Consider the following 25,315-nt stretch of genomic DNA (forward strand, 5'->3'; position numbering starts at 1 on the left):
TAACCGGTTAAAATATTTCCCCTACTTCAACTTTTAGCTACCGGAACAATCGGCTACATCGCCGGTTTTTCGTTTAAACTATTTTAAAACATAGTTAAAGAACACATTTATTAGTAATTATCTGAAATAAATAATAACTTTGTACCCGCTATACAATACTAGTTGTTTTTGTAATACAATATGGTAAGAGAAAGTAATTTGGTTGATATATCTTTTTTATCATCAAGCATCCCCGAGATGTGGGAACTTTTGGATAATAAGGGGCGGGCTGAAATATCTTCAACCGCCAAGATTCTTGAGTTTAAGAAAAACGAAGTAATCTATTACGAAGAAGAGACGCCAAAAGATTTGATGTGCCTGCTGAAAGGGAAAGTCAAGATATACAAAAATGGCGTAGGCGGAAGAAGTCAGATTATACGGATGATCAGGCCGGTGCAGCATTTTGGGTACAGAGCCTATTTTGCCAACGAACCATACGTTACTGCCGCCGCCGCTTTCGAGGCTTCAACTATCTGCTTCATCCCCATGAAGGTTATCGAAAAGCTGGTTACAACAAACTCTAAACTGGCGCTGTTTTTTATAAAGGAACTGGCTACCGACCTGGGCATTGCCGACGAACGGGTGGTCAACCTCACGCAAAAACACATCCGGGGACGGTTGGCCGAATCGCTTATATTTTTGATGGACAACTACGGGCTGGAAGAAGACGGCGCCACAATCAGCATATACCTCTCGCGCGAAGACCTCGCCAATTTATCGAATATGACAACCTCAAACGCTATCCGAACGTTATCCAATTTTGTTGATGAGCACATCATTACATTAGACGGGCGAAAAATAAAAATTATAGACGACGACCAGTTGCGTAAAATCAGCAAAATCGGATGATAGCCCGGATTTTCCACAAATACCTCGACTTTAAATACCGGGAAGTTGACGCTTTTATCAGGCGACCGGTAGAGGTTCAATCAAAAATACTACAGCAGTTGCTCGGAAGAGCTAAAAATACCTTGATAGGGACCGAACACAACTTTGCTTCGATAAAGAACAAAGACGATTTCAGAAACAAACTTCCCCTGTTTCGCTATGAAGACCTGAGGCCCTACCTCGACAAAATAATCATCGACAAACAACAGAATATATTGTGGGACAAGCCTGTGAAGTGGTTTGCCATGTCGTCGGGAACAACCGGGGATAAAAGCAAATACATTCCCGTAACGGATGAATCCCTCAGCAAAGGCCACTACAAATGCGGCGAACAGATGCTTGCCATTTACGGAAAGGAAAATCCCGGCGCCCGCTTTTTTCTGGGGAAGACGCTGGTGTTGGGAGGCAGTCAGCAGATAAATAACATTGGCGAGGGCATATTCACCGGCGATATTTCGGCTATCCTTACCAAAAACCTGTTGCCATGGGCCAGGATCGGACGCACCCCCGAAAACATATCGCTCCTGCCCGACTGGGAAGAAAAACTGAAAGCCCTTACCGATTATTCCATCAGGCACGATATTCGGGCTTTTATGGGCGTACCTTCGTGGCTGCTGATTCTGTTGAAGAAAATAAAAGCCGGGTCGGAAAAAGAACTGACCGAATTGTGGCCAAACCTCGAAGTGTTTTTCCATGGCGGAGTGAGCTTTACCCCATTCGAGGAGCAGTACAAGAAGCTCATCAACAAGCCCGGCATGAATTACTGGGAGACTTACAATGCTTCGGAAGGATTTTTTGGCGTGCAATATTCGCATCAATCAAAGGACATGCTCCTGATGCTCAACCACAGCACTTACTACGAATTTATCCCCATGAGCGAATGGGAGGCCGAACATCCCCGAACCTTAACCCTCGATGAGGTGCAAACCGGTCAGAATTATGCCATCGTGATAACTACCAACGGCGGCCTGTGGCGGTATATGATTGGCGATACCATTGAGTTTACATCAACCAATCCCTACCTGATAAAGATTACCGGACGCACAAAGAGCTTTATCAACGCTTTTGGCGAAGAACTGATTATCGACAATGCCGAAAAAGCCTTGAGGGAAACCTGCCAACAAACCTCGGCACAAATAACCGAATACACCGCCGCCCCCATTTATTTCGGCGACAACAACACCGGAGCGCACGAATGGCTGATTGAGTTTGAAACAGCCCCCTCAAACTTGGAAGACTTTGCCCGGATACTGGACGAATGTCTCAAAAAAACAAATTCCGACTACGAAGCAAAACGCTCGTATAACCTGTCGTTGCAAGCGCCCGTTGTAAGAAGCCTGCCCAAAGGCTCGTTCCTTCGCTGGCAAGAGTCGATAAACAAAATCGGCGGGCAAAACAAAGTGCCACGCCTTTCCAATAATCGCGATTATATTGATAGATTGAGGGAGTTTCTTCGTCTTCCCTAAAACAACTATCCGGCACAGAGGACACGAAATATGGGAACGCAAATGACGCAGATTACGCATCCGACCGGACAAGATTATTCCATGATTTTATTAATGCCTTTGCCCAAATGTAAACGAGTAATGGGAATACAATTACGATTAATTTATTGTAGTTAAAGGCGCCGTAAAAATCGAAATGTAATACGGATAATACAGCTCGAGTAATACCACAACCATAACAATCCCGACCAAAGATATTCTTAATCAAACAAATTGTATGTTCTCCATTCAGCCAATGAACGGGGATGAAATGAAAGATAAATGGTGTTGAAAGGAGAGCAACACCATTTATTTGTTGGTTCAATCGTTTACTTCTTAACCAGGTAATTGCCATCGCCATCTTTGTAGCTTCCAGTCAGAATCATGATAAAATCAATAAGCGCCCAGATGCCACAACCACCCAATGTGAGTAATTGAACTACCCCAATAGCTGTACTTTTTGTGTAAAAACGGTGAATCCCCAAATATCCAAGAAAAATACATAACAACAATGTTGTCAGCCAATCTTTCCCCTCAGCATCGGATGAATTTCCGGCGAAGTTACCTCCCTTCAGGCTTACGCCACATTTTACACAAATAACCGCTTTCTCAGAAACTTCTGCTCCACAATTTGGACAATACATAATAATAAGTTGTTTATGTGCCTCCCTGTTCCTCTCCGTTTGGCATTATCAAAAATAAGAAAAGCGCAGGAACTGTCATTAACATTTATTGCCCATCGGTTCTAGCCAAGTTTGCAAGTACACCAACAGAAATAATATCTTAAACGCTTTCGTCAATCAGATTAAGGACTTCTCCAATCAAATTATTGATTGTTGAATTGCGGTAAAGATAACAAAAGTTATAGCTTTAAACAATATCTATAACAAATTTATCTTTTAAGAAGGTGGATTCTCTATCATTTCAGGGCAAATGCATGAAAAATTTAGTACTACTGTTACGGATGAGATTCCTCCCTTTGGTCGGAATGACTCGCCTGTTAGTGGTTTAAGGGATGGGGAAGTGGCGGCTTCGCCGCCGCTTCCCCATCCCCTCTCCCAAAAAGGAGACAGTCATTCCGACCAAAGGGAGGAATCTCCTGCTCATATCAGCCACTTTACCGAAAGGCATAAGTACTAAAATTTTTCATGCATTTGCCCTGTCTATCATTTTTGGATATAAACGAGTTTTCGACTAAACTATTCTACCCGCTAAAGTTTTATTTTCAATCCCATGTTTACTACAAAACCATCCAAGGGGGCGTAAATATCTCTGAACACCGGATTTGTAACTGTCCCTGTATAAATGCTGTCGAAGCGTGTTTGTCGCGTATCCGTAAAATTCTCGAAATTGGCATAGACCGAGAAGCGTTCCCAGATTTTTTCTATCATTGCTCCGCAAATCCAATAGGCTTTTCCGTTTGCACCGTCATTCAGCTTTTGAGGGCTGTAATAATAGGCCTCCAATCCGATTTTCCAACTATCCTCTATTTCGTACATAAGAATGTTGTTCAGGCGATGTTTAGATGTTAAGGGATTTTGATAGCGGGCGCCGTTTTCACTCACTCGCGTATCGGTATAGGTATAACCAATAAAAAGCATGAAGTCCTCGTAGCGGATTTTAATATTGGTTTCGGCTCCTTTTGTACCGGTGTGCCCGTTGATATTCTGAAATTGAAAATTACCGTCCTGCAACGGATTTAGCATCAAGGGATTATTCAAGTAAGTATAAAAAAAGAGTTGATTGAGCGATAAAGACACCTCTCCGATAGCTGTGCGGTAATTCACATCGGCATTTACGCCGTAACTGCGTTCCAATTTGTTAAACTCGCTGTTTACCGGTAAAACGTGTTGATACTGTATCCGCTCGCTTTCTTCGGTGAAAATAGTTGGCGTTTTGTATCCCAATCCGCCACCAATACGGGATGTGAGTTTGTTATTGATTTTGAACAAGCCCGAAACGCGAGGCAGCAAAGCAAATCCGTAGTCTATAATATAATCGCCACGCAAACCGCTTTCAACACTAAACCAATCACTCACTTGCGTAGTGTTTTGTACAAATAATCCGCTGGTGATTTGATTGTAATTTCGTGCAGGTAAATCCGTTAATTTATTTTCCGAGAAATTATCCGTCCACAGATTACCGCCTGCTACCCATTCGGTAGTTTCGCCTGTCCGGAGGTAATTAATTTCGGAAAATGTTCCATTCTGGCGACCGTCAAAGGTATAACCGGGGACAGAAATAGTTCTGTCAAAATAGCTGTAACTAGTGCGAAAAGCCAACTTCGATTGATTATTGAGTTGATGTTCGAGAGAAAGTTGCGTGCTGACACGTTTTGTATCGTTGTCCTCAAAATAACTGTGTTCATCATTCCGTTCGCCTTTAACATAGTGCATATCGCCTCCTAAGCGGTTTTCAAATGCGGTGTTTAGCCCAAAATCCAAGGTGGTTTTTTCGTCGAAATAAACAAATAAGCGCGGATTGACGACATATCGCTCCACTTTGGGAATGGCGGACAGGTCAATATCCGCAGGGTCGTATGCCCGGGTACTGTTGCGCGAAGCGAACAACGTTACACCCACTTTCTCGAAGCGTTGGGAATAAAAACCGTTGAGGTCAAGCCCCAGGGCTGAAGTTCCATTCAACTGAAAGCTCAACTCTCGTTCTTCTGCCGGCGTTTTGGAAATCAGGTTTACCAATCCCGCAATCGCCCCGCCACCGTAGAGCGTGGATGACGAACCTTTGATAATTTCAACTTGTTTCAGGTCGAGCGGTGGAATCTGCAACAGTCCCAGTCCGCTTGCCGCACCCGAATAGATGGGGAAGCCGTCTTTGAGGATTTGTGTATATCGTCCGTCCAGTCCCTGTATCCGTATGGAGGCATTGGCCGAAATGGGCGAGGTTTGTTGCGTTTGAATACCGGTACTTTCGTTCAATAGCATACGAATATCGCCGGGTTTCATATTTCCTTTTTCTTCTAATTCTTCGCCACCGATAAATTCCATTCGTGTAGGAATATTTTCGATTGTACGGGTACTGCGGGTGGAGGAAATTACAATCTCTTCGAGTTCCGAAGTGATAATCTGCGTTGTATCGGCAGCCTCCCTGGTTGCCGGAAATTTGTCCTGAGCTTGTGCAAGGCCACATACAGCCATTGCCACAAACAAAATGATAGCTATTTTCACTGAATCTTTTGTTTAATATTTACCTTTCGTCCGATTTAACCATTAACCCCTCTTTTTCCATCCGCTTAAAGGCGCGTATTTGAAATGCCAACAGTACTGCCGTTGTTATTGTTGCCAGCAAATCGGATGCCGGCATCGAGAGCCAGACGCCATTTAGTCCGAAAATTTGTGGGAGGAAAAACAAAAACGGTATCAGGAACAGGAACTGACGGGTAAGGCTTAAAAATATTGATTTTCCGGCCATCCCGATGGATTGAAAAAAGTTTGTTACCACTATCTGGAATCCGGCCAATGGAAATGCCAGAATAATATAACGCAGGGCATTGGCCGATTCTTCTGCCAAAAGCTCTCCGGGCCCGAATATGCTGACAAACACATTGGGGAAGAAAAAGCCCAGCGCAAAGCCGAAAGTGGTGATACACACACCCACTTTTATGGTATAGATGAGTGTATCCTTCACCCGCGAATAATTTTTTGCCCCGTAATTGTATCCTACAATGGGTTGCATACCTTGTGTTAAACCAATCACAACCATTACAATAAGCATTATCAGCGTATTGGCAATCGTGTAAGCGCCTATGGCTACATCGCCTGCATGAGTGTCGCCACCGGCAAATCGTCTCAATTGGGCTATAATAAGGAACACAATAGCCGAAGCGGCAATCTGCATCAAAAACGGAGACATCCCAATAGAGGCAATCGCCCAGATAATTTTACCTTCGACATGTCCGAAAATATATTTTAAACGCAGGCGGATAAAGCTGTTGGCATTGATGAAATGGTGCATCACAAAAGCAAAACCGATAACCATCGCCAAAAAAGTAGCAACGGCAGCGCCCTGTATTCCCCAGCCCAGCCATTTGATGAAAATAGGGGCTAATATAATGTTGGCAATTACGCTGATAAGCATCGTCATCATGGCTTTGAACGGATAGCCCGATGCCCGCATCATATTGTTGAAGTTAAAACACAGCGCCAGGAAAAGATTCCCCGGCAAAAATATAATCAGGAAATCGTAGGCGTATGGCAACGTGGCATCGCTTGCACCGGCAAATAGCAAGACCGGCTTCAAAAACAGAAGCAACAGAGCGATGACAAATCCGCTCAAGGCCAAGGTCATTAAGAAGGAGGTTCCGGCTATTTTCTCGGCGGTTTCCTTGTCCTTTTCGCCCAAGCTGATGGATATGCGGCTGGCCGAACCGGCTCCTACCAGCATACCTACTGCCGCAGTCAGGTTCATAATCGGCAACACAATACCCAATGCCGACAGGGCGTCATCGCCTACCCAATGCCCGATAAAAATACGGTCGATAATATTATACAATGAATTTACCATGGTGCCTACAATGGCAGGCAAGGCATATTTCCATAAAAGCGTACTCGTTTTTCCGTTCCCAAGCTCAATAACATTCACCGAATTTCCCATTGCAATTCTATCCTTTTCTTCCTTTTTTATGACCATGCAAAGATACTTTTTCTTTTTATGAAAATAATAGTTTTTGGGGAATTAATAGCATTTATACGGGCGCAAATTGTAGGTGAAAAATAAGAACTTATTTCCATTTAACCGTAACAGGTTTACCGTCCGGCAAACAATTGAGCCAAATTTCACCGTCCTTTACAAGCGTTGGAATGGATTTTATTTTGCCGCTACCGGCAACGGCTTTAGTGGCTCCCGGCGCCCGAATAATAATGGTTAACGGCGCTTTGAACAATTCGCTGTCCAAACCGGTGTCCAAAGAAAAGATCAGGCTATTTTTCGATTGTTTAATCAGGCGGATTTGAGTATTCTCCCGTTCTTGTATGTAGCATCCGATGTTGCCAAAAGTATCAATCCACAAATCCTGCTCTTTGCTTTTTGTATATTTCAAATGCTCTTCAAAAATTTCGGGATTGAGCGGGTCGAAGCCATCGACCAGGCCATGTATCATAGCTACGCCCCAATCCTTTTTAGTGATTAGGCCATCAATCCACAAGTTGACTGCGACTGTCGTTGTGTCGCGCTTCCCAATTCCCCGTTCAAAATTTCGAGCTACGGCATGGCGTTTCAGCACGAGTTTTTCAACCTCCTCGTTGCGACTGTTGTACGGATAACAAAACGAAACAGGGAAAACACCCACTTCTTTCTTTATCCTGTCGGCGCCTTCCTCAATTTCCGCCTCCGCCTCCGCCAAATCTTTTACGCTAATAACCAGATTCTTGTGTCGGAGCGTATGATTCGCAATTTCAAAACCCTTAGCTGCCAATGAGCGAATTTCGTCCCAAGTGGCGCAGTTCCAAACGCCGGGCTTTCGGCTTTCGGCATCCTCAATGCTTGTCGCTACTTCGCCCGCAACAATAAAGAATGTTGCCGTTATCCGCTGCCGTTCCAAAATGGGAGCCGCTATCAGGTACTGGTTACGCGAACCATCGTCAAAAGTATAACTTACCGCTCCGGCCTTATCATCTTTGTATTTTGCAATCCGTATAAGCTCTGTTTGTGCAGCGGCCTGCGAAACAAAGCAACAGGCAACAAGAATATATAAATACCACTGTTTCATCTTTCCATTGTTATTTTCGATTGAGCAAAGATAGTTTTTCTTTTTTTGAAAAAGACAGTTTTTGTAACTATATGCAGACTATTTTCAATAGACCAGAGATCCCTAACCAGAGAATTATAATAACGAGCCTTATCCGTGTTTTCATCACTAATATAATTTTCTGCCCGTAAATAGAGCATTTACGTGTTTCAATACGCCCGTGTCCACAATCCAGTTCTTGGTAATAATCATAACCTTTGTGGGTTTTAAAGGGTTGCCCTGCCCTATTATTTTTGTGATTTTATTTTGTTTATCGGAAATAAAGAGGTATATTTGTATAAATAGTTAAAAGGACATGAGGATTTCATATATAAAACGTTAGTTGAATATTATAATGAACATCCAGATTCTGAGAGCGCCTTGGAAGACTGGTTTACAAAAACCGAAGAATCGCAATGGGCAAATTTTACAGATATGAAGAACACCTTTAACAGTGTGGATGCAGTTGGAAACAAGCGATATATCTTTAATATAAAAGGGAACACTTATCGGTTAGTAGCTATCGTTTTATTTGTTCCGAAGTTTGTATATATTCGATTTATAGGAACTCATGCCGAATATGATAAGATAAAAGATTGTTCAACAGTTTAATTATTAAACTTATGAAATCAATTAGCAACAATAAAGAATATCGTGCTATCACAAAAAGGATAGACGAATTATTGGAAGTAGTAAGCGACGAAAATTTCGACACTATTCCTGAAGCTATTGAATTGGAATTTTTATCTACTCTGATAGAAGAATACGAACAGCAAAACTACCCAATAAACACACCTTCGTTATCTGATATTATAAGGCTCAGAATGTACGAACTTAATCTGAATCAGAATCAGCTAGCTAAACTTATAGGCGTTACTCCTTCAAGAATTAGTGAATATATGACCGGAAAGGAACCAACATTAAGAATAGCCCGAATTATCTGCGAGAAACTTGGTATAAGCGCGAATATTGCTTTGGGGGTATCCGAAGCTAAAATAAAAAAACAGTTAATTTGCTAATCAACCGTTCTTCTATTTCTTACTCCCCAGCAAATCCTCCAAGCGAATGATTTCGTCCCGGTATTGTGCTGCCTCAAAAAATTCCATTTTTTTGGCGGCCTCTTTCATTAGTTTTTTGCTTTTTTCTATTGCTTTCTTTATTTCATCTACACTCATATACTGAGCTTTAGGCGTAGATGCGATAGACATAAATTCGGGTTCGCTATAGGCTTGTGCACCGGATTTATCCAGCCGGTTACCCAAATTCAGTACCGAATTCCTGCCTTTCTGTATTTGCTGCGGAACAATGCCATTTGCTTCGTTATAAGCCAATTGCTTCTCGCGCCGCCGATTGGTTTCATTAATTGTCAACCGCATACTTTCGGTAATTCTGTCGGCATAAAAAATCACTTTCCCGTTTATATTGCGGGCAGCGCGTCCTACGGTTTGCGTTAACGAGCGATGCGAACGGAGAAATCCTTCCTTATCGGCATCCAGAATGGCGACCAATGATACTTCCGGCAAATCGAGGCCCTCGCGCAACAAGTTAACGCCAATCAATACATCGAAGAGCCCGTTGCGCAAATCATCCATTATCTGCACCCTGTCGAGCGTATCTACGTCCGAGTGTATGTAGTTGCAACGTATATCACTATTTGCCAAATATCTAGTTAGTTCTTCCGCCATCCGTTTGGTGAGGGTTGTTACCAATACACGTTCATCTTTTTCAATTCGCAGCTGAATTTCTTCCATCAAATCGTCAATCTGGTTCAGACTTGGCCTTACATCAATCGGAGGGTCGAGCAAACCGGTCGGGCGGATAAGCTGCTCAACCACTATTCCTTCCGATTTTATCAATTCGTAATCGGCAGGTGTAGCGCTGACATAAATTGATTGGGATACAATCGCCTCAAATTCTTCAAATTTCAGCGGACGGTTATCTATTGCCGCCGGTAAACGAAACCCGTATTCCACCAGATTTTCTTTCCGCGAGTGGTCGCCACCGTACATGGCTCTGATTTGTGGTACCGTAACATGGCTTTCATCCACAACAAGCAAGAAGTCGCGGGGAAAGAAATCGAGCAAGCAGAACGGACGCGTACCCGGAGCGCGGTTGTCGAAGTAGCGCGAATAATTCTCGATGCCCGAACAATAGCCCACCTCGCGTATCATTTCCAAATCGTAAGTAACCCTTTCGTACAGTCGTTTAGCTTCCAAGGCTTTACCTATCGACTGGAGAAACTCTACCTGCTTGCCCAAATCAATTTCTATTTCGCCAATAGCGCGTACCGTACGTTCTTTGGTGGTTACAAACAAATTGGCCGGATAAATGCAGTATTCCTGAAAGCGCTCGATGGTTATACCGCTGGCAGGGTCTATACTTTCAATGCTTTCTATTTCATCACCCCAGAAAACGATTCTTATAATAACATCGCCATAAGCCAGAAAAACGTCTATTGTGTCGCCCTTTACTCTGAAATTTCCGCTATTCAGCTCCACCTCATTTCTCGAGTACAAACAATCGACCAACGATCGGAGGAAAACATCACGCACCAACTTCTGCCCAATCTTTATCGAAATTGTAGTACTATTAAAATCTTCGGGATTACCCATTCCGTACAGACACGAAACCGACGATACAGCAATAATATCCCTTCGTCCCGAAAGCAGGGAAGAAGTGGTGGCCAAACGCAATTTTTCAATCTCATCGTTTATCGACAGGTCTTTTTCGATGTAGGTGTTTGTGGATGGAATATAGGCTTCCGGCTGGTAATAATCGTAATACGAAACAAAATATTCGACGGCATTGCTGGGGAAAAAGCCTTTAAACTCGCTGTAAAGTTGGGCGGCCAAGGTTTTATTGTGGCTAAGAACAAGAGTCGGCTTTTTCACCTGCTGAATAACATTCGCAATGGTAAAGGTTTTACCCGAGCCGGTTACACCCAACAAAGTCTGGAAAGGAATATTATCATTTATTCCTTCCACCAAAGCCTTTATAGCAGCGGGCTGATCGCCTGTGGGTTTATATGACGAAGTCAGTTCAAAATCCATAACTTTACAAATATACTAATTTTTATGGAACATAACGGAAATGTGTGTGGGATAAATATCCGAACACGGAGAACACGAGGTATAGGAACGCAAATTGCGCAGATTACGCGAATTACACAAATTTACGCAAATAAGCTACTCCTGCTCATATCAGCAACTTTACCGAAAGGCATAAGCCGTAAAATTTTTCATGCGTTTGCCCTATCGTTTTTCGTTTTTCGCTTAATTATTGTTATTTTTGCACAGTCATTATAAACCTTGTGCAATTTTTTAAAAATTATGGCAATCTCGAAGACACGGAATATGCTTGTTGAAGTTGCACGGCAGCTTTTTGCGAAGCTGGGTGTGGATAACACAACCATGAACGACATTGCCATCTCATCCCACAAAGGACGGCGCACGTTATACACCTATTTCAATAATAAAAACGAGGTTTATCAGGCTGTAGTCGAGTCGGAAATTGAGGCCATGTATAAGGAGTTGCAGGTTGTTGCATCCCGTCGCTTGCCTGCCGACGAAAAACTGCTGCTGTTTTTCTATACCCGTTTGGATGCGGTGAAAAAAGTCGTATTCCGGAACGGCACCCTTCGCGCCGATTTCTTTCGGGATATTTGGCGCGTGCAAAATGTGCGTAAAGCATTCGATAAAAAAGAAGTACTGGTGCTGAAACAAATTCTTCAAGATGGCGTAAACGAAGGTACGCTGGAAATGCCGGATGTGAGCCTGACGGCAGAAATATTGCACCATGCCCTTCGAGGCTTGGAACTGCCCTATATCAGGGGATTGTTTAACCCCATCAATTCGGATAGTAAACGCTACGAAAATATTTCGTTTTTGATTTTTCATGGAATCAAAGTCAAAAAGTAAGTGTGTAACCTATATAAAGAAATTAACCAATTAAAATAAATTATGAAATTATTAGAAGGAAAGACAGCTATCGTAACCGGCGCAGCCCGTGGTATTGGAAAGGCTATTGCTCTTAAATTTGCTCAGGAAGGAGCCAATATTGCATTCACCGATTTAGCTATCGACGACAATGCCAAACAAACAGAAACCGAATTGGCCGCTTTAGGCGTAAAAGTAAAAGCATACGCATCGAATGCTGCCAATTTTGATGATACCCACAAAGTGGTGGAAGAAATAGTGAAAGATTTTGGCCGGGTAGATGTTCTTGTGAATAACGCAGGGATAACACGCGACGGCCTGATGATGCGCATGACCGAACAACAATGGGATATGGTCATCAACGTCAACCTGAAATCGGCGTTCAATTTTATTCATGCATTGACACCGGTTATGATGAAACAAAAATCGGGTAGCATTATCAACATGAGTTCGGTGGTGGGTCTTTCGGGAAATGCCGGACAAGCTAACTATTCGGCATCGAAAGCCGGGATGATAGGCTTGGCCAAATCCATCGCTAAAGAACTTGGTTCGAGAGGAATACGCGCAAACTGCATTTGTCCGGGATTCATTATCACCGAAATGACCGGCGCCCTGTCGGAAGAAGTAAGACAAAAATGGGCCGAACAAATTCCGCTTCGCCGTGGAGGTACTCCCGAAGATGTGGCCAATGTAGCTACTTTCCTTGCATCCGACCTGTCGTCTTATGTCTCGGGTCAGGCCATCCCTGTTTGTGGCGGGATGAATATGTGATTTAGTATCAGATATATAGAATAAAGAGGCTGTCTTATAAGTCTGTCTCATAAGCCTTATTCCCGAGCTTGTCATTGGCTCAGGCCGATTTATGCTTCGCTCCAATTGCGGGGTCCGACCCGCAATCTCCTGACAATCATTGCACGTTTGCTCAGGGGATCCCGTGTCAAGCACGGGATGACAGACTTTTTAGACAGCCCCATGGAACAGCCCCTTACATTTTTCCATTTTCAATTTGTATGTTTGGCGTTATTTAACCAAATTGTATGAATACGCATTTATTATTTGCAGACTATATTCGTAATTTTGTAGTTGACTAATAGTTTAACCATGTACACATTTACCATTTGCTTGCTGCTGCTTATTGGCGGATATTTTATTTATGGTTCATTTGTTGAGCGGATATTTAAACCGGACAATCGCCAGACGCCTGCCATAGCGCATCCCGATGGGGTGGACTACATTCCTTTACCCGGATGGAAGATTTTTATGATTCAATTCCTGAACATTGCCGGTTTAGGGCCTATTTTTGGCGCTATTATGGGAGCGCAGTTCGGAATATCCTCCTATATCTGGATTGTTGCCGGTACTATTGTTGCCGGAGCAACCCACGACTATTTGTCCGGTATGTTGTCGTTGCGGCACGACGGAGGCAGTCTGTCCGAAATCATCGGCGCCTATTTGGGGACAAATGCCAAGCGCATCATGATTGTATTCACGATGGTTTTATTGGTGCTGGTAGGCGCTGTGTTTGTATCGGGGCCTGCCGAATTGCTTGCCGGATTAACGCCCAAATCGTTGGACTTTACATTTTGGGTTATTGTCATTTTTGCATATTATGTACTTGCTACTCTGTTGCCGATAGACAAGATTATCGGTAAGATATACCCCTTGTTTGCCTTTGCGCTCTTGTTTATGGCTGCCGGAATTTTGTTTATGCTTTATTGGCATCATCCGCCGCTTCCCGAACTGACCGATGGACTAACCGCCGGAAAACACTTGGATTTGCCCATTTTTCCCATGATGTTTGTATCCATCGCCTGCGGCGCCATATCGGGATTTCATGCTACACAATCTCCATTGATGGCCAGATGCATGACCCACGAAAAGCAAGGCCGCCGCATTTTCTACGGCGCCATGGTGGCCGAAGGCATTGTTGCCTTGATATGGGCGGCTGCGGCAACCAGCTTCTTCGGCGAAAACGGCATCATGTACATCGAAGAAGGTAAAGAAATGGCCTATTCCGGCGCAAAAGTGGCGACAATTATTTCCTCAGATTGGCTGGGAGTATTCGGTGGTATTTTAGCTATTCTGGGAATTATTGCCGCTCCTATTTCTACCGGCGATACGGCTTTGCGCTCGGCGCGGCTGATGATAGCCGATTTTTTCCAGATAGGGCAAAAAACCATTTCAAAAAGGCTGCTTATCAGTGTGCCGATTTTTTTGGTAACGATTGGTATTCTGCTTTATAGTTTTCAGGATAAAGCCGGATTCAATATTATCTGGCGGTATTTTGCATGGTGCAACCAAGCCTTGTCGGTGTTTACGCTGTGGGCTATTACCGTTTACTTGGTGCGGCGCGCTAAAAAATACTTCTGGCTTACGTTCATCCCTGTCTTGTTTATGACGGACGTATGTGTTACATATTTGTGCATTGCTCCCGAAGGATTCGGTTTATCTCCGGTCGTTTCATACACAGTTGGAGGCATTGCTGTGATTGTCAGTATTATTTGGTTTTTTCTCTGGAAAAGAAAACAGCGGGAAAAGTAATGGCAAATTGTATAAAATAGATGAGGTAATGAGGTATATCTTGTCGTTATCTGTTTGCTACTGAAGTAGTTTTGTAAGATAAATGAGGTGAGAATTAGGTGAGATTGCTATATGATTTGGGTAAGTACAATTTGCGTTCCGTCCCGCAGGGGACGACACTTATTTTTACGACAATTGTCCGTAGGACATCCATATCAATAGAAAATAGCATTAGGATTTACCAATTTTCCCCGTAGGGGATACACGGATAAATCGGTGAATGTCCTACGGACAATTTATGAAGGGGATAAAACTGTTTTCTATTGATATGGATGTCCTACGGACAATCGGCGCAGCCTTTCCGCCTTTCTAAACAAAAAAACGCAGATTATCAATCATTTAATAATCTGCGTTTATCCATTAAATATGCCTTATCTGCGTGCTTATGAGGTTATTCCAGCGCAGCGGCCCCGGCAATAATATCCAGCAACTCGTTGGTGATTGATTGCTGACGGGTTTTGTTGTACTGTATGTTCAGTTGTTGGAGCAGGTCGTCGGCATTGTCTGTTGCGGTTTGCATGGCTATTGTTCGTGCGGCATGTTCCGAGGCTACCGAGTCGAGCAAGGCGGCATACAAAACCGAAACCAATACTTTGGGTATCAAGCTGCTCAGAATTTCGTCGTGCGAAGGCTCCAGGATATAATCGGACTGGTATCCGGCGCTTTTTTTCTGAGCATCTTCTTTTACGCTTTCGAGGTCGAACGGGAGCAGGGTTTTTCGCACAATCACCTGACTAGCTGTCGATTTAAAATGGTGATAAATCAATACAATCCTGTCAATTTCCTTGTTCAGAAACTTGTTGATAAGCATGTATGCCAAATCGGCAACCGGCTGGTAAGCAGGTTTTTCCAGCATCTCCTGATAATTGCCTTCTATTTTCAGGCCTGTTTTTTTCAGCGCTTCGGCTATTTTTTTCCCTACCGGATACACTTCAATATCTCCGGCGGCGGTTTGCTTTTTATATTCGGCATAAACAGCCTGCGTTTCCTTTATTATATTGGCATTGAACGCCCCGCACAAACTCGAATTGGAAGAGAAACTGATAATGGCAATTTTCTTTGCATCCCGTTGTTGCGCAAAAGGAGATTCGTATCCCGTATCAGACGATAACAGATTGGAGAGAATCGCATTTAATTTTTCGGAATAGGGCAGAAAGCTCGTTATCGCCGCCTGAGCCTTGTGCAATTTCGACGATGCTATCATCTTCATTGCCGAAGTAATCTTCCGCGTATTGTTAACGGAGCCTATCCTGTCTTTAACTTCCCTGAGAGATGCCATAACTTGCTTGTTTTTTTATTGCAAAACAATGTTTGCAGCCACTTTTTTGATTATATCGGTTACATCGTCATTGATAACGCCTTTCTTCAATACGTCCAATACTTCGGATTGGTATTGCATTTCCAGCGTTCTCAAAAATTCGGTTTCAAATTCGTGCACTTTTTCGAGCGGGGTGTTCCGCAGCAATCCGTTGGTTCCGCAATACAATATGGCCACCTGTTTTTCCATGGCCATGGGCGAATATTGCGGTTGTATCAGCAGTTCGGCATTTTTACGTCCCTTATCAATGGTCAAGGCCGTTACGGGGTCAAGGTCGCCGCCGAATTTGGTAAACGCTTCCAGTTCGCGGAACTGTGCCTGATCTATTTTCAGGGTTCCGGCCACTTTTTTCATGGCTTTGGTCTGGGCGCTACCACCCACACGCGAAACCGAAATACCCACATCAATAGCCGGACGGTTACCGGCATTAAACAGGTTCACATCGAGGAATATCTGTCCGTCTGTAATCGAAATCACATTGGTTGGGATGTATGCCGATACGTCTCCTGCCTGTGTTTCGATGATAGGCAGGGCAGTGAGCGAACCTCCTCCAACAACTTTGCCTTTTAAACTTTCGGGCAAGTCGTTCATTTGTTCGGCCACTTCCTGTTGCGTGATGATTCTTGCGGCGCGTTCGAGCAAGCGCGAATGCAGGTAGAAAATATCACCCGGATAGGCTTCCCGTCCCGGCGGGCGGCGCAGAATCAACGACACCTCGCGGTATGCAACGGCCTGTTTCGACAAATCGTCGTACACCACCAAGGCATGGCGACCGGTATCGCGGAAATATTCACCGATGGCGGCGCCTGCAAAAGCGGCAAAATATTGTAGTGCGGCAGGTTCGGCGGCAGTGGCCGATACCACAACCGTGTAATCCAGCGCGCCTCTTTTCTTCAGTGTTTCTATAATATTGGCTACGGTAGAGGCTTTTTGCCCAATGGCCACGTAGATACAATACACAGGATTACCCGATTCGTAATTGGCTCGTTGATTGATAATTGTATCTATGGCAATGGCTGTTTTTCCCGTCTGGCGGTCGCCGATAATCAACTCGCGTTGCCCGCGTCCAATCGGAATCATGGCGTCAATGGCTTTCAAACCGGTTTGCAGGGGTTGGGTAACCGGCTGGCGGAAAATAACCCCCGGGGCTTTACGTTCCAGCGGCATCTCCAGCAATTCGCCCGTAATTTCTCCCTTGCCGTCGATGGGTTCGCCCAGTGGCGTGATAACACGTCCCAGCAAGCCTTCGCCGACATTGATGGAGGCAATACGTCCGGTGCGCTTTACCGTATAGCCTTCTTTTATCTGGCTGCTTGGTCCAAGCAATACAGCGCCCACGTTGTCTTCTTCGAGGTTCATTACCACGGCTTTAATGCCATTGTCGAACTCAAGCAGTTCGTTTGATTCGGCATTTCTCAAGCCATATATCCGGGCTACGCCGTCTCCTACCGTAAGAACCGTACCAACTTCGTCAAACTGAACGCGGTTCTCAATTTCTTCAAGTTGCATCTTCAGTACGTCGGAGACTTCACTGGCTTTAATATTTTCAGACATAATCTTTTTAAGTTATGAGTTACAAGTAGAGACGCGGAGCGCCACGTCTGTACATAAAAGTTCAAAGTTTTAAGTTAGGAGATTGCGGGTCGAGCCCGCAATGACAAAACTTTTGTTGTCGCTTCGCGTCAATTTAACCATTACTGGTAAGTTGTTGCTTTATCTGCCTCAGCTGGGTGGCAACACTTGCATCCAAACGGTATGTATCGAAGAAGAGGATAAAGCCTCCTCCGATAGTTGGGTCTATGCTTGTTTCAAACTCCAAGCTTCCTTTTTGCTGTTTTTGCAGTAAGCTCTTCATCTTTTGGATGGTGGCATCGTTGACCGGCGTGGCTGTTATCAGCTTGCCCACATTGATGTTCTTGTGCTTACGATACAAATCGAGGTAAACGAGAGCGATGGTTTGCAGGTGATTTTCTCTTCTCCGGCGCAACAATAAGCGGGCAAAACTGTCGAAGGTATCGCTTGCCTTGCCGCCTGCCGCCGCCTGAATAAGTCGTAATTTATCCTTACTGTTCAACACAGGATTATCCAAGGCCGAACGTATTTTCGGATTCCCGGAGTAGGCGGCAACCACGTTCTTCATTTCCACGAAGAATGTTTCTTCCACTTTCTTTTCCAGCGCGTACTCAAACAAGGCCCGGGCGTAACGCATTGATATAATTCCTGTATTCATACTGTTTTAAGATTTAGATACGATAGTTTCATCCAGCAAACGTTCAATCAGCGCCATTTGGTTCGATTGGCTATCCAACTCGTGGCGAAGCACTTTTTCGGCAATATCAACCGACAGCGCCGCTACCTGGCGGCGAATGTCGCGGATAGCGTCTTCTTTTTCCGCTTGTATTTGCTTTCTTACTTCTTCCAACTCTTTCAAACCTTCGGCACGGGCTTGCTCGCGGGCTTCATTCACTATTCTGTCGCGGATGCTTGCCGCCTCGGCTAAGATTTTCACCTGTTCTTTTTTGGCGTCGGTCAATAAGGCTTCGCTTTTTGTTTTTATTTCGGCCAGTTGTTGATTGGCATCCCTGGCTGCATCCAACGATTTTTCGATGTAGGTTTTCCGTTCATCTACCATCTTGGTGATAACAGGGAAGCCGAACTTGGCGAGTACGAAAAATACAGCGCCAAACGACAACAGCATCCAAAATAACAACCCGGTATCAGGCGTTAATAGTTCCATTGCTTAGTTTTTTTAATATTTTACGATAAATCCGCAAACAACAACAGCAAACAAGGCTACCCCTTCTACAAGGGCGGCGGCGATAATCATCGACATACGGATGTCTCCGGCAGCTTCGGGTTGACGGGCGATGCCTTCCATGGCCGATCCGCCGATTTTACCAATGCCGATACCTGCGCCTATGGCAGCCAAACCTGCGCCTAATGCCGCGCCTAAACCTGTAAAACTTGCTGTAGCTTGTAATAAAATTGCTAGTAACATAATCTTTTATTTTTAGTGATTTAATTTATTTATTTCGATAATAATTTATACTTCTTACTGCTTTTCGGCGTGATGATGAGGTTCCACCCTGGCCAAGCCTATAAATACCGCCGAAAGCATGGTAAACACGTAGGCCTGAATGTAGGCGACTAAAATTTCTACCATATCAATAAACACCGTCAGGATGACCGAAACCACTGTCATCGAGACGTTTATAGCGGCTCCTAAACTCACCGTAACGAATATCAGGCAGGTCAAGCCCAGCACAATGGAGTGTCCGGCCAGAATGTTGGCAAAAAGACGAATCATCAAGGCGAAGGGTTTGGTAAACATCCCAACTATCTCAATGGCAGGCATAATGGGTGGTATTTTCAACCACATCGGCACATCCGGCCAAAAAATCTCCCGCCAATACTCCTTCGTTCCCGATACGTTGACAATAACAAAGGTAAACAAGGCCAGAACAAAAGTAACGGCAATATTTCCGGTCAGATTGGCCCCGCCGGGGAATATCGGAATCAATCCCAGAATATTGTTGATAAAAATAAAGAAGAACGCTGTCAGGAGGTAGGGGGCAAACCGCGCATGGTCTTTGCCCACGCATGGTCGGATAATGTCGTCATAAACGCTCATGATAAACATTTCCATAAATCCCATAAATCCTTTTGGCGCTTGTCTTTCGCCTTTTTTTGCCTTTTTCTTGTACCAGTTTGCCACACTCAGAATAAGCGCGACAAGCAGAATAGACGACAGCAGCAGCGAAGCCACATTTTTAGTTATCGAAAAATCCCAGGGGCGAACTTCTTCATCGCCAATTTTCTCAACTATTTTGCCTTTGTATTCCTCGCTACTCGACAGGTAAAAACCCTTGTACGCCTCGTGTCCGTGATGGAACTTGGATGACAGGAACACCTGCCAACCGCTTTCCTGTCCTTTGACGATAACAGGCAAGGGAATGGAGATGTGTTCCTTGCCGAAAGTAGTGATGTGCCATTCGTAGGCATCTCCCACGTGTTCGAGAATCAACTCTTTCATATCCAGTTCCTCGGTCTTGCCCGCATCGCCGTGTTCCGCTCTCAACGAGAGAACGCCGACATAAACGAACAGACAGATGAATACGGTTATATTTTTCAAGTAATTCATATCAATTTTCATTTTTCTCTTTTAAATGCCGCTCCAGTTTTGAAAACAAAAGCGTTTCGATAAACAGGTACTGCGCATAAAAAATCACAAATACAAGAATAAAGTTCCTTACATTCTCTTTTACGGCAAAAACATATACGGCTACAAAAATCAGCGACAACAGCATTTTAACCACCTTAGCCAGCATATATATATTCACCATTTTTTTGGACGAAACCTTTTCGCTTTTTGAAGCGACAAAACCAAACAAACAGATTTCTATTACCAGAAAAAAGACCGCTGTATTAACCACACCCAGACCCGGATAAAACTGTGGAAACACGTAGTACAGCAGCAATCCAACTCCTGCTCCGGCAATCAGGCCGAAAGCTATCAGAAAAATCAGCAGTCTGGTCTTGAATAAATCCATCGTTTCTGTTTATTCAATACAAATTGTTACTACATTCTTGTTCACTTCCACAAAACCGCCTTTTATTTCGACGCTGTTTGTCGATGCACCGGCGTTATATTCAATAATACCTGCCGTCAGAGACGATACCAGCGGGGCATGATCGGGCAATATGCTGAAACTGCCCAGCGCGCCAGGTAGTGTAACCAAACCCACTTTGCCGCTGAACAATACTTTTTCAGCCGATATTATTTTAAGTTCAAAATCCGTCCCTTTCATTTATTCAGTCTTAGTTGGAATCGGCCTGAGCGAGAAGTTTCTTCCCTTTCTCAATGGCATCTTCAATTGTTCCGACATTCAGGAATGCTTGTTCGGGCAGGTAATCTACTTCTCCGTCCAAAATCATCTTAAAGCCGCGAATAGTGTCTTCTATCGGGACAATAACCCCCGGTACTCCCGTAAACTGCACCGCTACATTAAACGGCTGCGACAAAAAGCGCTGTATGCGTCGCGCCCGGTTCACTGTTTGACGATCCTCGGCGGAAAGTTCTTCCATACCAAGTATCGAAATAATATCCTGAAGTTCTTTGTTGCGTTGCAGAATTTGTTTTACCCGTTGCGCCACATCGTAATGTTCCTGACCGACCACATTCGGGTCGAGGCTTCGCGAGGTAGAATCGAGCGGATCGACCGCCGGATAAATACCCAACTCGGTGATTTTACGGCTCAACACCGTTGTGGCATCCAAGTGGGCAAATGTGGTTGCCGGAGCCGGGTCGGTTAAGTCGTCAGCCGGCACATACACCGCCTGTACGGAGGTGATAGAACCGCTCTTGGTGGAGGTGATACGCTCCTGCATAGCCCCCATTTCGGTGGCTAACGTAGGTTGGTAACCCACCGCCGAAGGCATACGACCCAACAAGGCCGATACCTCGGAACCCGCTTGTGTAAAACGGAATATGTTGTCAATAAAGAACAGTATGTCTTTGGCGCCATCGTCGGCATCGCGGAACGATTCCGCTACCGTCAGCCCCGAAAGGGCAACCGACGAACGCGCGCCCGGAGGCTCGTTCATTTGTCCGAAGACCAGCGATATTTGTGATTTCTGAAGCTCGTCGTAATCCACTTTCGACAAGTCCCAAAGCCCCTCTTCCATGCTTTTCTTAAACTCGTCGCCATAACGGATAACATTCGATTCTATCATTTCGCGCAATAAATCGTTCCCCTCGCGTGTACGTTCACCCACGCCCGCAAACACCGAAAATCCGTTGTGCTTTTTGGCAATGTTGTTGATGAGTTCCATAATCAGCACAGTCTTTCCAACACCCGCACCGCCGAAAAGCCCGACCTTACCGCCCTTTGCATAAGGGGCAAGCAAATCTATCACTTTTATACCGGTGAACAATACTTCGCGGTTGGTAACCAGGTCTTCGAATTTAGGTGGTTCGCGGTGGATGGGCAGTGTGTTTTTCTGCTCCAAAGCCACCATTCCGTCAATCGATTCCCCCACCACATTCATCAAGCGGCCTTTCACCTGAGCGCCCGAAGGAATAGAAATAGGAGCGCCGATTGCCGTAACATCCAATCCGCGCCGAAGCCCATCGGTACTGTCCATAGCCACCGCCCTGACGGTGTCTTCCCCAATGTGCTGCTGAACTTCGACAATCAGAATTTTGCCATCGGCTTTTTTAACTTCCAATGCATCGTATATTTTGGGAAGCTGCGATGCATCGTTTTGCGTGTCGAAATAAACGTCCACCACAGGGCCGATTATTTGCGATATATGTCCAACAATCTGTGGCATAATATTTTATATTTGTTATTTATTTTTGCAAAATACTTGTTGCTGACGTGTGTTTCCAAACTTCAAAGTTACCTTATTTCCGAATTTTCAGACAAATAGTGTGTTACTCTTGATATTTTCCTGATAAGGCCTTATAAACGCCGAACAAATATAGAGAATATTTCATTTTTCAGTTGCAGTTTCACAAGAAAAAATAGAAATGCTTATCCTTTTTAATCATTAGTTAACTATTCATTACGAAATTCGGGCATAGCTGTCAGTTCCTAAGGCTGAAAGCCTTTAAGCAATAGTTGTGTAACAAGGCTAAAGCATACGTTAATAAAGTATCGTCCCATGCAGAACTAAATATAGAAGGGTTTTACTGGGGAGCCATTTTTCATGCATTCACCTCTAATTAACCCTATCTTATTTTTCACATTTCATTCTTTATTCGTACTTTTGCTACATGTAACGAACAACTGTATTTAATAAGACAACTATAATATGGGTAGAGTGTTAATAATAGGAGCGGGCGGTGTTGGAACTGTTGTGGCTCACAAAGTGGCTCAAAACGCTGAGGTGTTTACCGGAATAATGCTGGCGAGCCGTACAAAATCGAAGTGCGACGCCATAGCAAAAGCCATTGGCGGAAACAAAATACAAACAGCGCAGGTGGATGCCGATAACGTGGACGATTTGAAAAGATTATTTATGGCTTTCAAACCCGAACTGGTTATCAATGTCGCGCTGCCTTATCAGGACCTGACCATCATGGATGCCTGCCTGGCCTGTGGCGTTAACTACCTCGATACGGCGAACTACGAACCGAAAGAAGAAGCCAAGTTTGAATACAAATGGCAATGGGCTTATCAGGATAAATTCCGTCAGGCCGGACTGACAGCCATCCTTGGTTGCGGATTCGACCCGGGTGTAACCGGCGTATTTACGGCTTATGCCGCCAAACACTATTTCGATGAACTCCGCACGCTTGATATTGTGGATTGCAATGCCGGAGACCATGGAAAAGCGTTTGCCACCAACTTCAACCCCGAAATAAACATTCGCGAGGTTACCCAAAAAGGGAAGTACTGGGAAAACGGCCAGTGGGTGGAAACCGAACCGCACGCAATACACAAAGCCCTGAACTATCCCGCTATCGGCCCCAAAGAATCGTATGTGATTTACCACGAGGAACTGGAGTCGCTGGTGAAAAACTACCCCACATTGCAGCGCGCACGCTTCTGGATGACATTCGGACAGGAATACCTGACCCACCTGCGGGTGATACAGAATATAGGTATGGCGCGTATCGACCCCATTATATACAATGGCGTAGAAATCGTCCCTATCCAATTCCTGAAAGCCGTATTGCCCGACCCTGGAACACTCGGCGAGAATTACAAGGGTCAAACCTCTATCGGTTGCCGCATCCGGGGGCTGAAGGATGGAAAAGAACGCACGTATTACATCTATAACAACGCCTCGCACGAAGAAGCCTACAAAGAAACCGGAACCCAGGCCGTAAGCTATACAACCGGCGTACCGGCCATGATTGGAGCGATGATGTTCTTCAAGGGAGCCTGGCGCAAACCGGGCGTATTCAACGTAGAAGAGTTCGACCCCGATCCGTTTATGGAACAATTGAACAAACAAGGCTTGCCCTGGCACGAGTTGTTTGATGGGGATTTGGAGGTGTGAGAAAGAAGGGTTGTAGAAAATGCTGAAAAAATGAAGCCATTAGTAAAATACAGAGGCGGAAAATCAAATGAAATTCCGAATATCGAAAAACATATACCTAGATACAAGGGACGATATATTGAACCGTTCTTTGGTGGTGGAGCTTTATATTTTCATTTAGAACCTAAAAAGGCAATTATTAATGATATTAACTCAAAGTTAATGGCTTTTTATACGGGTGTCAGAAATGATTATGCCGTATTACGCACAGAATTGGATGAAATAGAAAGTATTTACGAAATAAATCGCAAACAGTTTGATGCGTTGAAGCAACAGACTCCTAACGAAAGGGTGGAAGATAAAAACGAAGCGTTGTATTATCTAATTCGTGATATGTTTAATGGCCTTTCCGATAAAAAATATTCCGATGCCTTGCTTTACTTTTTTATCAATAAAACTGCTTATTCAGGTATGATACGTTACAACTCTAAAGGAGAGTTTAATGTGCCATTCGGAAGATATACGCACCTGAATACTTTATTGGTAAAAAAAAAGCATAGTGATTTATTAGCAAATGCTGAAATATACAATGCTGATTACAAAGCAATTTTTGAAATGGCAGAACCCGAAGACTTTATGTTTTTAGACCCGCCTTATGATTGTGTTTTTTCCGATTATGGAAATGAAGAGTACAAGGACGGATTCAACGACGATTGCCATATTGCCCTTGCAGATGATTTCAAAAATCTAAATTGCAAGGCATTACTTGTGATAGGTAGAACACTATTAACGGAAAGATTATATAAGGGTATGATAATTGACGAATATGCAAAAACATATTCCGTCAATATAAGAAATCGTTTTAAATCGGCTACAAATCACATCTTGATTTCAAACTATGCCGCAAATTATAGAACAATCTTTTCCCAACAATTAGAGTACGCGACTTATTGATATGGCAAGAATAGATAGTAAAGTATTGTTTATCACGACTTCTCCGAGAACCCCTTTCAGGATGATACCCGAAATTGAATTGCTGCATACTCATTTTTATATGCTGCACAAAACGAATATTCGTTATTATGGGGGAACCTCAATCATTGTCCCATTGCCCTTGAATATTTTTCAAAAAATGGTTGATGATTCGTATAAAGCCTCATATATACCCAATCCACAGCATGTAAAACGATTCTTTGAACGTTCCAACGAAATTGCAAATGCTTGCGACAACGAAAAGATGTGGTATGAAGAAATTACAAATGAAGCATTAAATTGGTTGGGATAGAAAAAAGATTGACTAATAAATAGAAATAGAAAATTATAACTCAAAAAAAATACA

At 44.0% G+C, this 25,315-nt stretch carries 26 protein-coding genes; 11 read left to right on the forward strand and 15 right to left on the reverse strand.

The genetic code is table 11. The features are described from left to right. The first annotated feature begins 180 nt into the window (after positions 1–180). Positions 181–888 carry a Crp/Fnr family transcriptional regulator gene (locus ACYPWY_RS05450; protein WP_459684422.1) on the forward strand — a complete coding sequence of 236 codons (708 nt, stop codon included), beginning with the start codon at positions 181–183 and terminating at the stop codon, positions 886–888. Next, a complete protein-coding gene (locus ACYPWY_RS05455) occupies positions 885–2,393 on the forward strand; it encodes a GH3 auxin-responsive promoter family protein (protein ID WP_459684423.1) in 1,509 nt (502 codons plus the stop codon). The genes ACYPWY_RS05450 and ACYPWY_RS05455 overlap by 4 nt, the downstream gene beginning before the upstream one ends. A gap of 52 nt (positions 2,394–2,445) precedes the next feature. Here ACYPWY_RS05455 and ACYPWY_RS05460 read toward each other — a convergent pair whose 3' ends face one another. After that, a complete protein-coding gene (locus ACYPWY_RS05460) occupies positions 2,446–2,772 on the reverse strand; it encodes a DUF2752 domain-containing protein (protein WP_459684424.1) in 327 nt (108 codons plus the stop codon). Continuing rightward, positions 2,741–3,055, reverse strand: a complete 315-nt coding sequence (locus tag ACYPWY_RS05465) for a zinc-ribbon domain and TM2 domain-containing protein (RefSeq protein ID WP_459684425.1) — start codon at positions 3,053–3,055, stop codon at positions 2,741–2,743. Before ACYPWY_RS05465 ends, ACYPWY_RS05460 begins: the two co-directional genes overlap by 32 nt. A 289-nt stretch (positions 3,056–3,344) precedes the next feature. On the opposite strand from ACYPWY_RS05465, the gene ACYPWY_RS05470 reads away from it, so the two are divergent. Then, positions 3,345–3,551, forward strand: a complete 207-nt coding sequence (locus tag ACYPWY_RS05470; RefSeq protein WP_459684426.1) for a hypothetical protein — start codon at positions 3,345–3,347, stop codon at positions 3,549–3,551. Between the two features lie 71 nt (positions 3,552–3,622). Here the strand turns inward: ACYPWY_RS05470 and ACYPWY_RS05475 are convergent, their stop codons facing one another. The 3 genes from ACYPWY_RS05475 to ACYPWY_RS05485 all read right to left on the reverse strand — a co-directional run bounded on the left by ACYPWY_RS05475 (position 3,623) and on the right by ACYPWY_RS05485 (position 8,136). After that, positions 3,623–5,566, reverse strand: coding sequence for a TonB-dependent receptor plug domain-containing protein (locus tag ACYPWY_RS05475; RefSeq protein WP_459684510.1), 1,944 nt, complete (start codon positions 5,564–5,566; stop codon positions 3,623–3,625). 49 nt (positions 5,567–5,615) lie between these two features. Then, positions 5,616–7,022, reverse strand: coding sequence for an MATE family efflux transporter (locus ACYPWY_RS05480; RefSeq protein WP_459684511.1), 1,407 nt, complete (start codon positions 7,020–7,022; stop codon positions 5,616–5,618). A gap of 127 nt (positions 7,023–7,149) precedes the next feature. Continuing rightward, positions 7,150–8,136 (reverse strand): polysaccharide deacetylase family protein, encoded by a 987-nt coding sequence (locus tag ACYPWY_RS05485; RefSeq protein WP_459684427.1) that lies wholly within the window; start codon positions 8,134–8,136, stop codon positions 7,150–7,152. Between the two features lie 345 nt (positions 8,137–8,481). On the opposite strand from ACYPWY_RS05485, the gene ACYPWY_RS05490 reads away from it, so the two are divergent. Together ACYPWY_RS05490 and ACYPWY_RS05495 are read left to right on the forward strand one after the other, a co-directional pair. Further along, positions 8,482–8,766, forward strand: coding sequence for a type II toxin-antitoxin system HigB family toxin (locus ACYPWY_RS05490; RefSeq protein WP_459684512.1), 285 nt, complete (start codon positions 8,482–8,484; stop codon positions 8,764–8,766). A gap of 11 nt (positions 8,767–8,777) precedes the next feature. Continuing rightward, a complete protein-coding gene (locus ACYPWY_RS05495; protein ID WP_459684428.1) occupies positions 8,778–9,173 on the forward strand; it encodes a helix-turn-helix domain-containing protein in 396 nt (131 codons plus the stop codon). Positions 9,174–9,185: 12 nt separating this feature from the next. Here ACYPWY_RS05495 and uvrB read toward each other — a convergent pair whose 3' ends face one another. After that, the gene (uvrB, locus tag ACYPWY_RS05500; RefSeq protein ID WP_459684429.1) at positions 9,186–11,204 is read right to left on the reverse strand and encodes an excinuclease ABC subunit UvrB; all 2,019 of its coding nucleotides are present in this window, start codon (positions 11,202–11,204) and stop codon (positions 9,186–9,188) included. A gap of 279 nt (positions 11,205–11,483) precedes the next feature. Here uvrB and ACYPWY_RS05505 point away from each other — a divergent pair, with 279 nt between their 5' ends. From ACYPWY_RS05505 to ACYPWY_RS05515, 3 genes are all read left to right on the forward strand, one after another. Next, on the forward strand, positions 11,484–12,071 hold the full coding sequence (locus ACYPWY_RS05505; RefSeq protein ID WP_459684430.1) for a TetR/AcrR family transcriptional regulator: 588 nt from the start codon (positions 11,484–11,486) through the stop codon (positions 12,069–12,071). 42 nt (positions 12,072–12,113) lie between these two features. Next, positions 12,114–12,860 carry a 3-oxoacyl-[acyl-carrier-protein] reductase gene (gene fabG / locus ACYPWY_RS05510; RefSeq protein WP_459684431.1) on the forward strand — a complete coding sequence of 249 codons (747 nt, stop codon included), beginning with the start codon at positions 12,114–12,116 and terminating at the stop codon, positions 12,858–12,860. 330 nt (positions 12,861–13,190) lie between these two features. Further along, complete coding sequence (locus ACYPWY_RS05515; RefSeq protein WP_459684432.1) at positions 13,191–14,630, forward strand: carbon starvation CstA family protein; 1,440 nt, start codon at positions 13,191–13,193, stop codon at positions 14,628–14,630. A gap of 430 nt (positions 14,631–15,060) precedes the next feature. Here the strand turns inward: ACYPWY_RS05515 and ACYPWY_RS05520 are convergent, their stop codons facing one another. From ACYPWY_RS05520 to atpD, 9 genes are all read right to left on the reverse strand, one after another. Further along, positions 15,061–15,948: a F0F1 ATP synthase subunit gamma gene (locus ACYPWY_RS05520; protein ID WP_459684433.1), complete on the reverse strand. Its 888-nt coding sequence runs from the start codon at positions 15,946–15,948 to the stop codon at positions 15,061–15,063. 15 nt (positions 15,949–15,963) lie between these two features. After that, the gene (atpA, locus tag ACYPWY_RS05525; RefSeq protein WP_459684434.1) at positions 15,964–17,541 is read right to left on the reverse strand and encodes a F0F1 ATP synthase subunit alpha; all 1,578 of its coding nucleotides are present in this window, start codon (positions 17,539–17,541) and stop codon (positions 15,964–15,966) included. A gap of 133 nt (positions 17,542–17,674) precedes the next feature. Then, positions 17,675–18,217, reverse strand: a complete 543-nt coding sequence (locus ACYPWY_RS05530; RefSeq protein ID WP_459684435.1) for a F0F1 ATP synthase subunit delta — start codon at positions 18,215–18,217, stop codon at positions 17,675–17,677. A gap of 6 nt (positions 18,218–18,223) precedes the next feature. Next, the gene (atpF, locus tag ACYPWY_RS05535) at positions 18,224–18,724 is read right to left on the reverse strand and encodes a F0F1 ATP synthase subunit B (protein WP_459684436.1); all 501 of its coding nucleotides are present in this window, start codon (positions 18,722–18,724) and stop codon (positions 18,224–18,226) included. Between the two features lie 12 nt (positions 18,725–18,736). Beyond that, on the reverse strand, positions 18,737–18,985 hold the full coding sequence (gene atpE, locus ACYPWY_RS05540; protein ID WP_459684437.1) for an ATP synthase F0 subunit C: 249 nt from the start codon (positions 18,983–18,985) through the stop codon (positions 18,737–18,739). Between the two features lie 54 nt (positions 18,986–19,039). After that, the gene (gene atpB / locus ACYPWY_RS05545) at positions 19,040–20,128 is read right to left on the reverse strand and encodes a F0F1 ATP synthase subunit A (protein WP_459684438.1); all 1,089 of its coding nucleotides are present in this window, start codon (positions 20,126–20,128) and stop codon (positions 19,040–19,042) included. A gap of 1 nt (position 20,129) precedes the next feature. Further along, positions 20,130–20,537, reverse strand: coding sequence for a hypothetical protein (locus ACYPWY_RS05550; protein WP_459684439.1), 408 nt, complete (start codon positions 20,535–20,537; stop codon positions 20,130–20,132). Positions 20,538–20,546: 9 nt separating this feature from the next. Next, positions 20,547–20,795 carry an ATP synthase F1 subunit epsilon gene (gene atpC / locus ACYPWY_RS05555; RefSeq protein WP_459684440.1) on the reverse strand — a complete coding sequence of 83 codons (249 nt, stop codon included), beginning with the start codon at positions 20,793–20,795 and terminating at the stop codon, positions 20,547–20,549. A 10-nt stretch (positions 20,796–20,805) separates the two neighbouring features. Then, positions 20,806–22,320 carry a F0F1 ATP synthase subunit beta gene (atpD, locus tag ACYPWY_RS05560; RefSeq protein WP_459684441.1) on the reverse strand — a complete coding sequence of 505 codons (1,515 nt, stop codon included), beginning with the start codon at positions 22,318–22,320 and terminating at the stop codon, positions 20,806–20,808. Between the two features lie 483 nt (positions 22,321–22,803). On the opposite strand from atpD, the gene ACYPWY_RS05565 reads away from it, so the two are divergent. From ACYPWY_RS05565 to ACYPWY_RS05575, 3 genes are read left to right on the forward strand one after another with little or no spacing between them, the layout of a single operon-like run. Continuing rightward, positions 22,804–23,997, forward strand: coding sequence for a saccharopine dehydrogenase family protein (locus ACYPWY_RS05565; protein ID WP_459684442.1), 1,194 nt, complete (start codon positions 22,804–22,806; stop codon positions 23,995–23,997). A 30-nt stretch (positions 23,998–24,027) separates the two neighbouring features. After that, complete coding sequence (locus ACYPWY_RS05570; protein WP_459684443.1) at positions 24,028–24,930, forward strand: DNA adenine methylase; 903 nt, start codon at positions 24,028–24,030, stop codon at positions 24,928–24,930. A 1-nt stretch (position 24,931) separates the two neighbouring features. Further along, the gene (locus tag ACYPWY_RS05575) at positions 24,932–25,261 is read left to right on the forward strand and encodes a PDDEXK family nuclease (RefSeq protein ID WP_459684444.1); all 330 of its coding nucleotides are present in this window, start codon (positions 24,932–24,934) and stop codon (positions 25,259–25,261) included. Positions 25,262–25,315 lie beyond the last annotated feature (54 nt).

It is taken from the genome of Viscerimonas tarda (assembly GCF_054601255.1).

Coding starts and splice junctions, on each gene's coding strand:
- ACYPWY_RS05450 (WP_459684422.1), top strand. CDS start 181: ATGGTAAGAGAAAGTAATTTGGTTGATATATCTTTTTTATCATCAAGC.
- ACYPWY_RS05455 (WP_459684423.1), top strand. CDS start 885: ATGATAGCCCGGATTTTCCACAAATACCTCGACTTTAAATACCGGGAA.
- ACYPWY_RS05460 (WP_459684424.1), bottom strand. CDS start 2,772: ATGGCGATGGCAATTACCTGGTTAAGAAGTAAACGATTGAACCAACAA.
- ACYPWY_RS05465 (WP_459684425.1), bottom strand. CDS start 3,055: ATGTATTGTCCAAATTGTGGAGCAGAAGTTTCTGAGAAAGCGGTTATT.
- ACYPWY_RS05470 (WP_459684426.1), top strand. CDS start 3,345: ATGCATGAAAAATTTAGTACTACTGTTACGGATGAGATTCCTCCCTTT.
- ACYPWY_RS05475 (WP_459684510.1), bottom strand. CDS start 5,566: ATGGCTGTATGTGGCCTTGCACAAGCTCAGGACAAATTTCCGGCAACC.
- ACYPWY_RS05480 (WP_459684511.1), bottom strand. CDS start 7,022: ATGGGAAATTCGGTGAATGTTATTGAGCTTGGGAACGGAAAAACGAGT.
- ACYPWY_RS05485 (WP_459684427.1), bottom strand. CDS start 8,136: ATGAAACAGTGGTATTTATATATTCTTGTTGCCTGTTGCTTTGTTTCG.
- ACYPWY_RS05495 (WP_459684428.1), top strand. CDS start 8,778: ATGAAATCAATTAGCAACAATAAAGAATATCGTGCTATCACAAAAAGG.
- uvrB (WP_459684429.1), bottom strand. CDS start 11,204: ATGGATTTTGAACTGACTTCGTCATATAAACCCACAGGCGATCAGCCC.
- ACYPWY_RS05505 (WP_459684430.1), top strand. CDS start 11,484: ATGGCAATCTCGAAGACACGGAATATGCTTGTTGAAGTTGCACGGCAG.
- fabG (WP_459684431.1), top strand. CDS start 12,114: ATGAAATTATTAGAAGGAAAGACAGCTATCGTAACCGGCGCAGCCCGT.
- ACYPWY_RS05515 (WP_459684432.1), top strand. CDS start 13,191: ATGTACACATTTACCATTTGCTTGCTGCTGCTTATTGGCGGATATTTT.
- ACYPWY_RS05520 (WP_459684433.1), bottom strand. CDS start 15,948: ATGGCATCTCTCAGGGAAGTTAAAGACAGGATAGGCTCCGTTAACAAT.
- atpA (WP_459684434.1), bottom strand. CDS start 17,541: ATGTCTGAAAATATTAAAGCCAGTGAAGTCTCCGACGTACTGAAGATG.
- ACYPWY_RS05530 (WP_459684435.1), bottom strand. CDS start 18,217: ATGAATACAGGAATTATATCAATGCGTTACGCCCGGGCCTTGTTTGAG.
- atpF (WP_459684436.1), bottom strand. CDS start 18,724: ATGGAACTATTAACGCCTGATACCGGGTTGTTATTTTGGATGCTGTTG.
- atpE (WP_459684437.1), bottom strand. CDS start 18,985: ATGTTACTAGCAATTTTATTACAAGCTACAGCAAGTTTTACAGGTTTA.
- atpB (WP_459684438.1), bottom strand. CDS start 20,128: ATGAATTACTTGAAAAATATAACCGTATTCATCTGTCTGTTCGTTTAT.
- ACYPWY_RS05550 (WP_459684439.1), bottom strand. CDS start 20,537: ATGGATTTATTCAAGACCAGACTGCTGATTTTTCTGATAGCTTTCGGC.
- atpC (WP_459684440.1), bottom strand. CDS start 20,795: ATGAAAGGGACGGATTTTGAACTTAAAATAATATCGGCTGAAAAAGTA.
- atpD (WP_459684441.1), bottom strand. CDS start 22,320: ATGCCACAGATTGTTGGACATATATCGCAAATAATCGGCCCTGTGGTG.
- ACYPWY_RS05565 (WP_459684442.1), top strand. CDS start 22,804: ATGGGTAGAGTGTTAATAATAGGAGCGGGCGGTGTTGGAACTGTTGTG.
- ACYPWY_RS05570 (WP_459684443.1), top strand. CDS start 24,028: ATGAAGCCATTAGTAAAATACAGAGGCGGAAAATCAAATGAAATTCCG.
- ACYPWY_RS05575 (WP_459684444.1), top strand. CDS start 24,932: ATGGCAAGAATAGATAGTAAAGTATTGTTTATCACGACTTCTCCGAGA.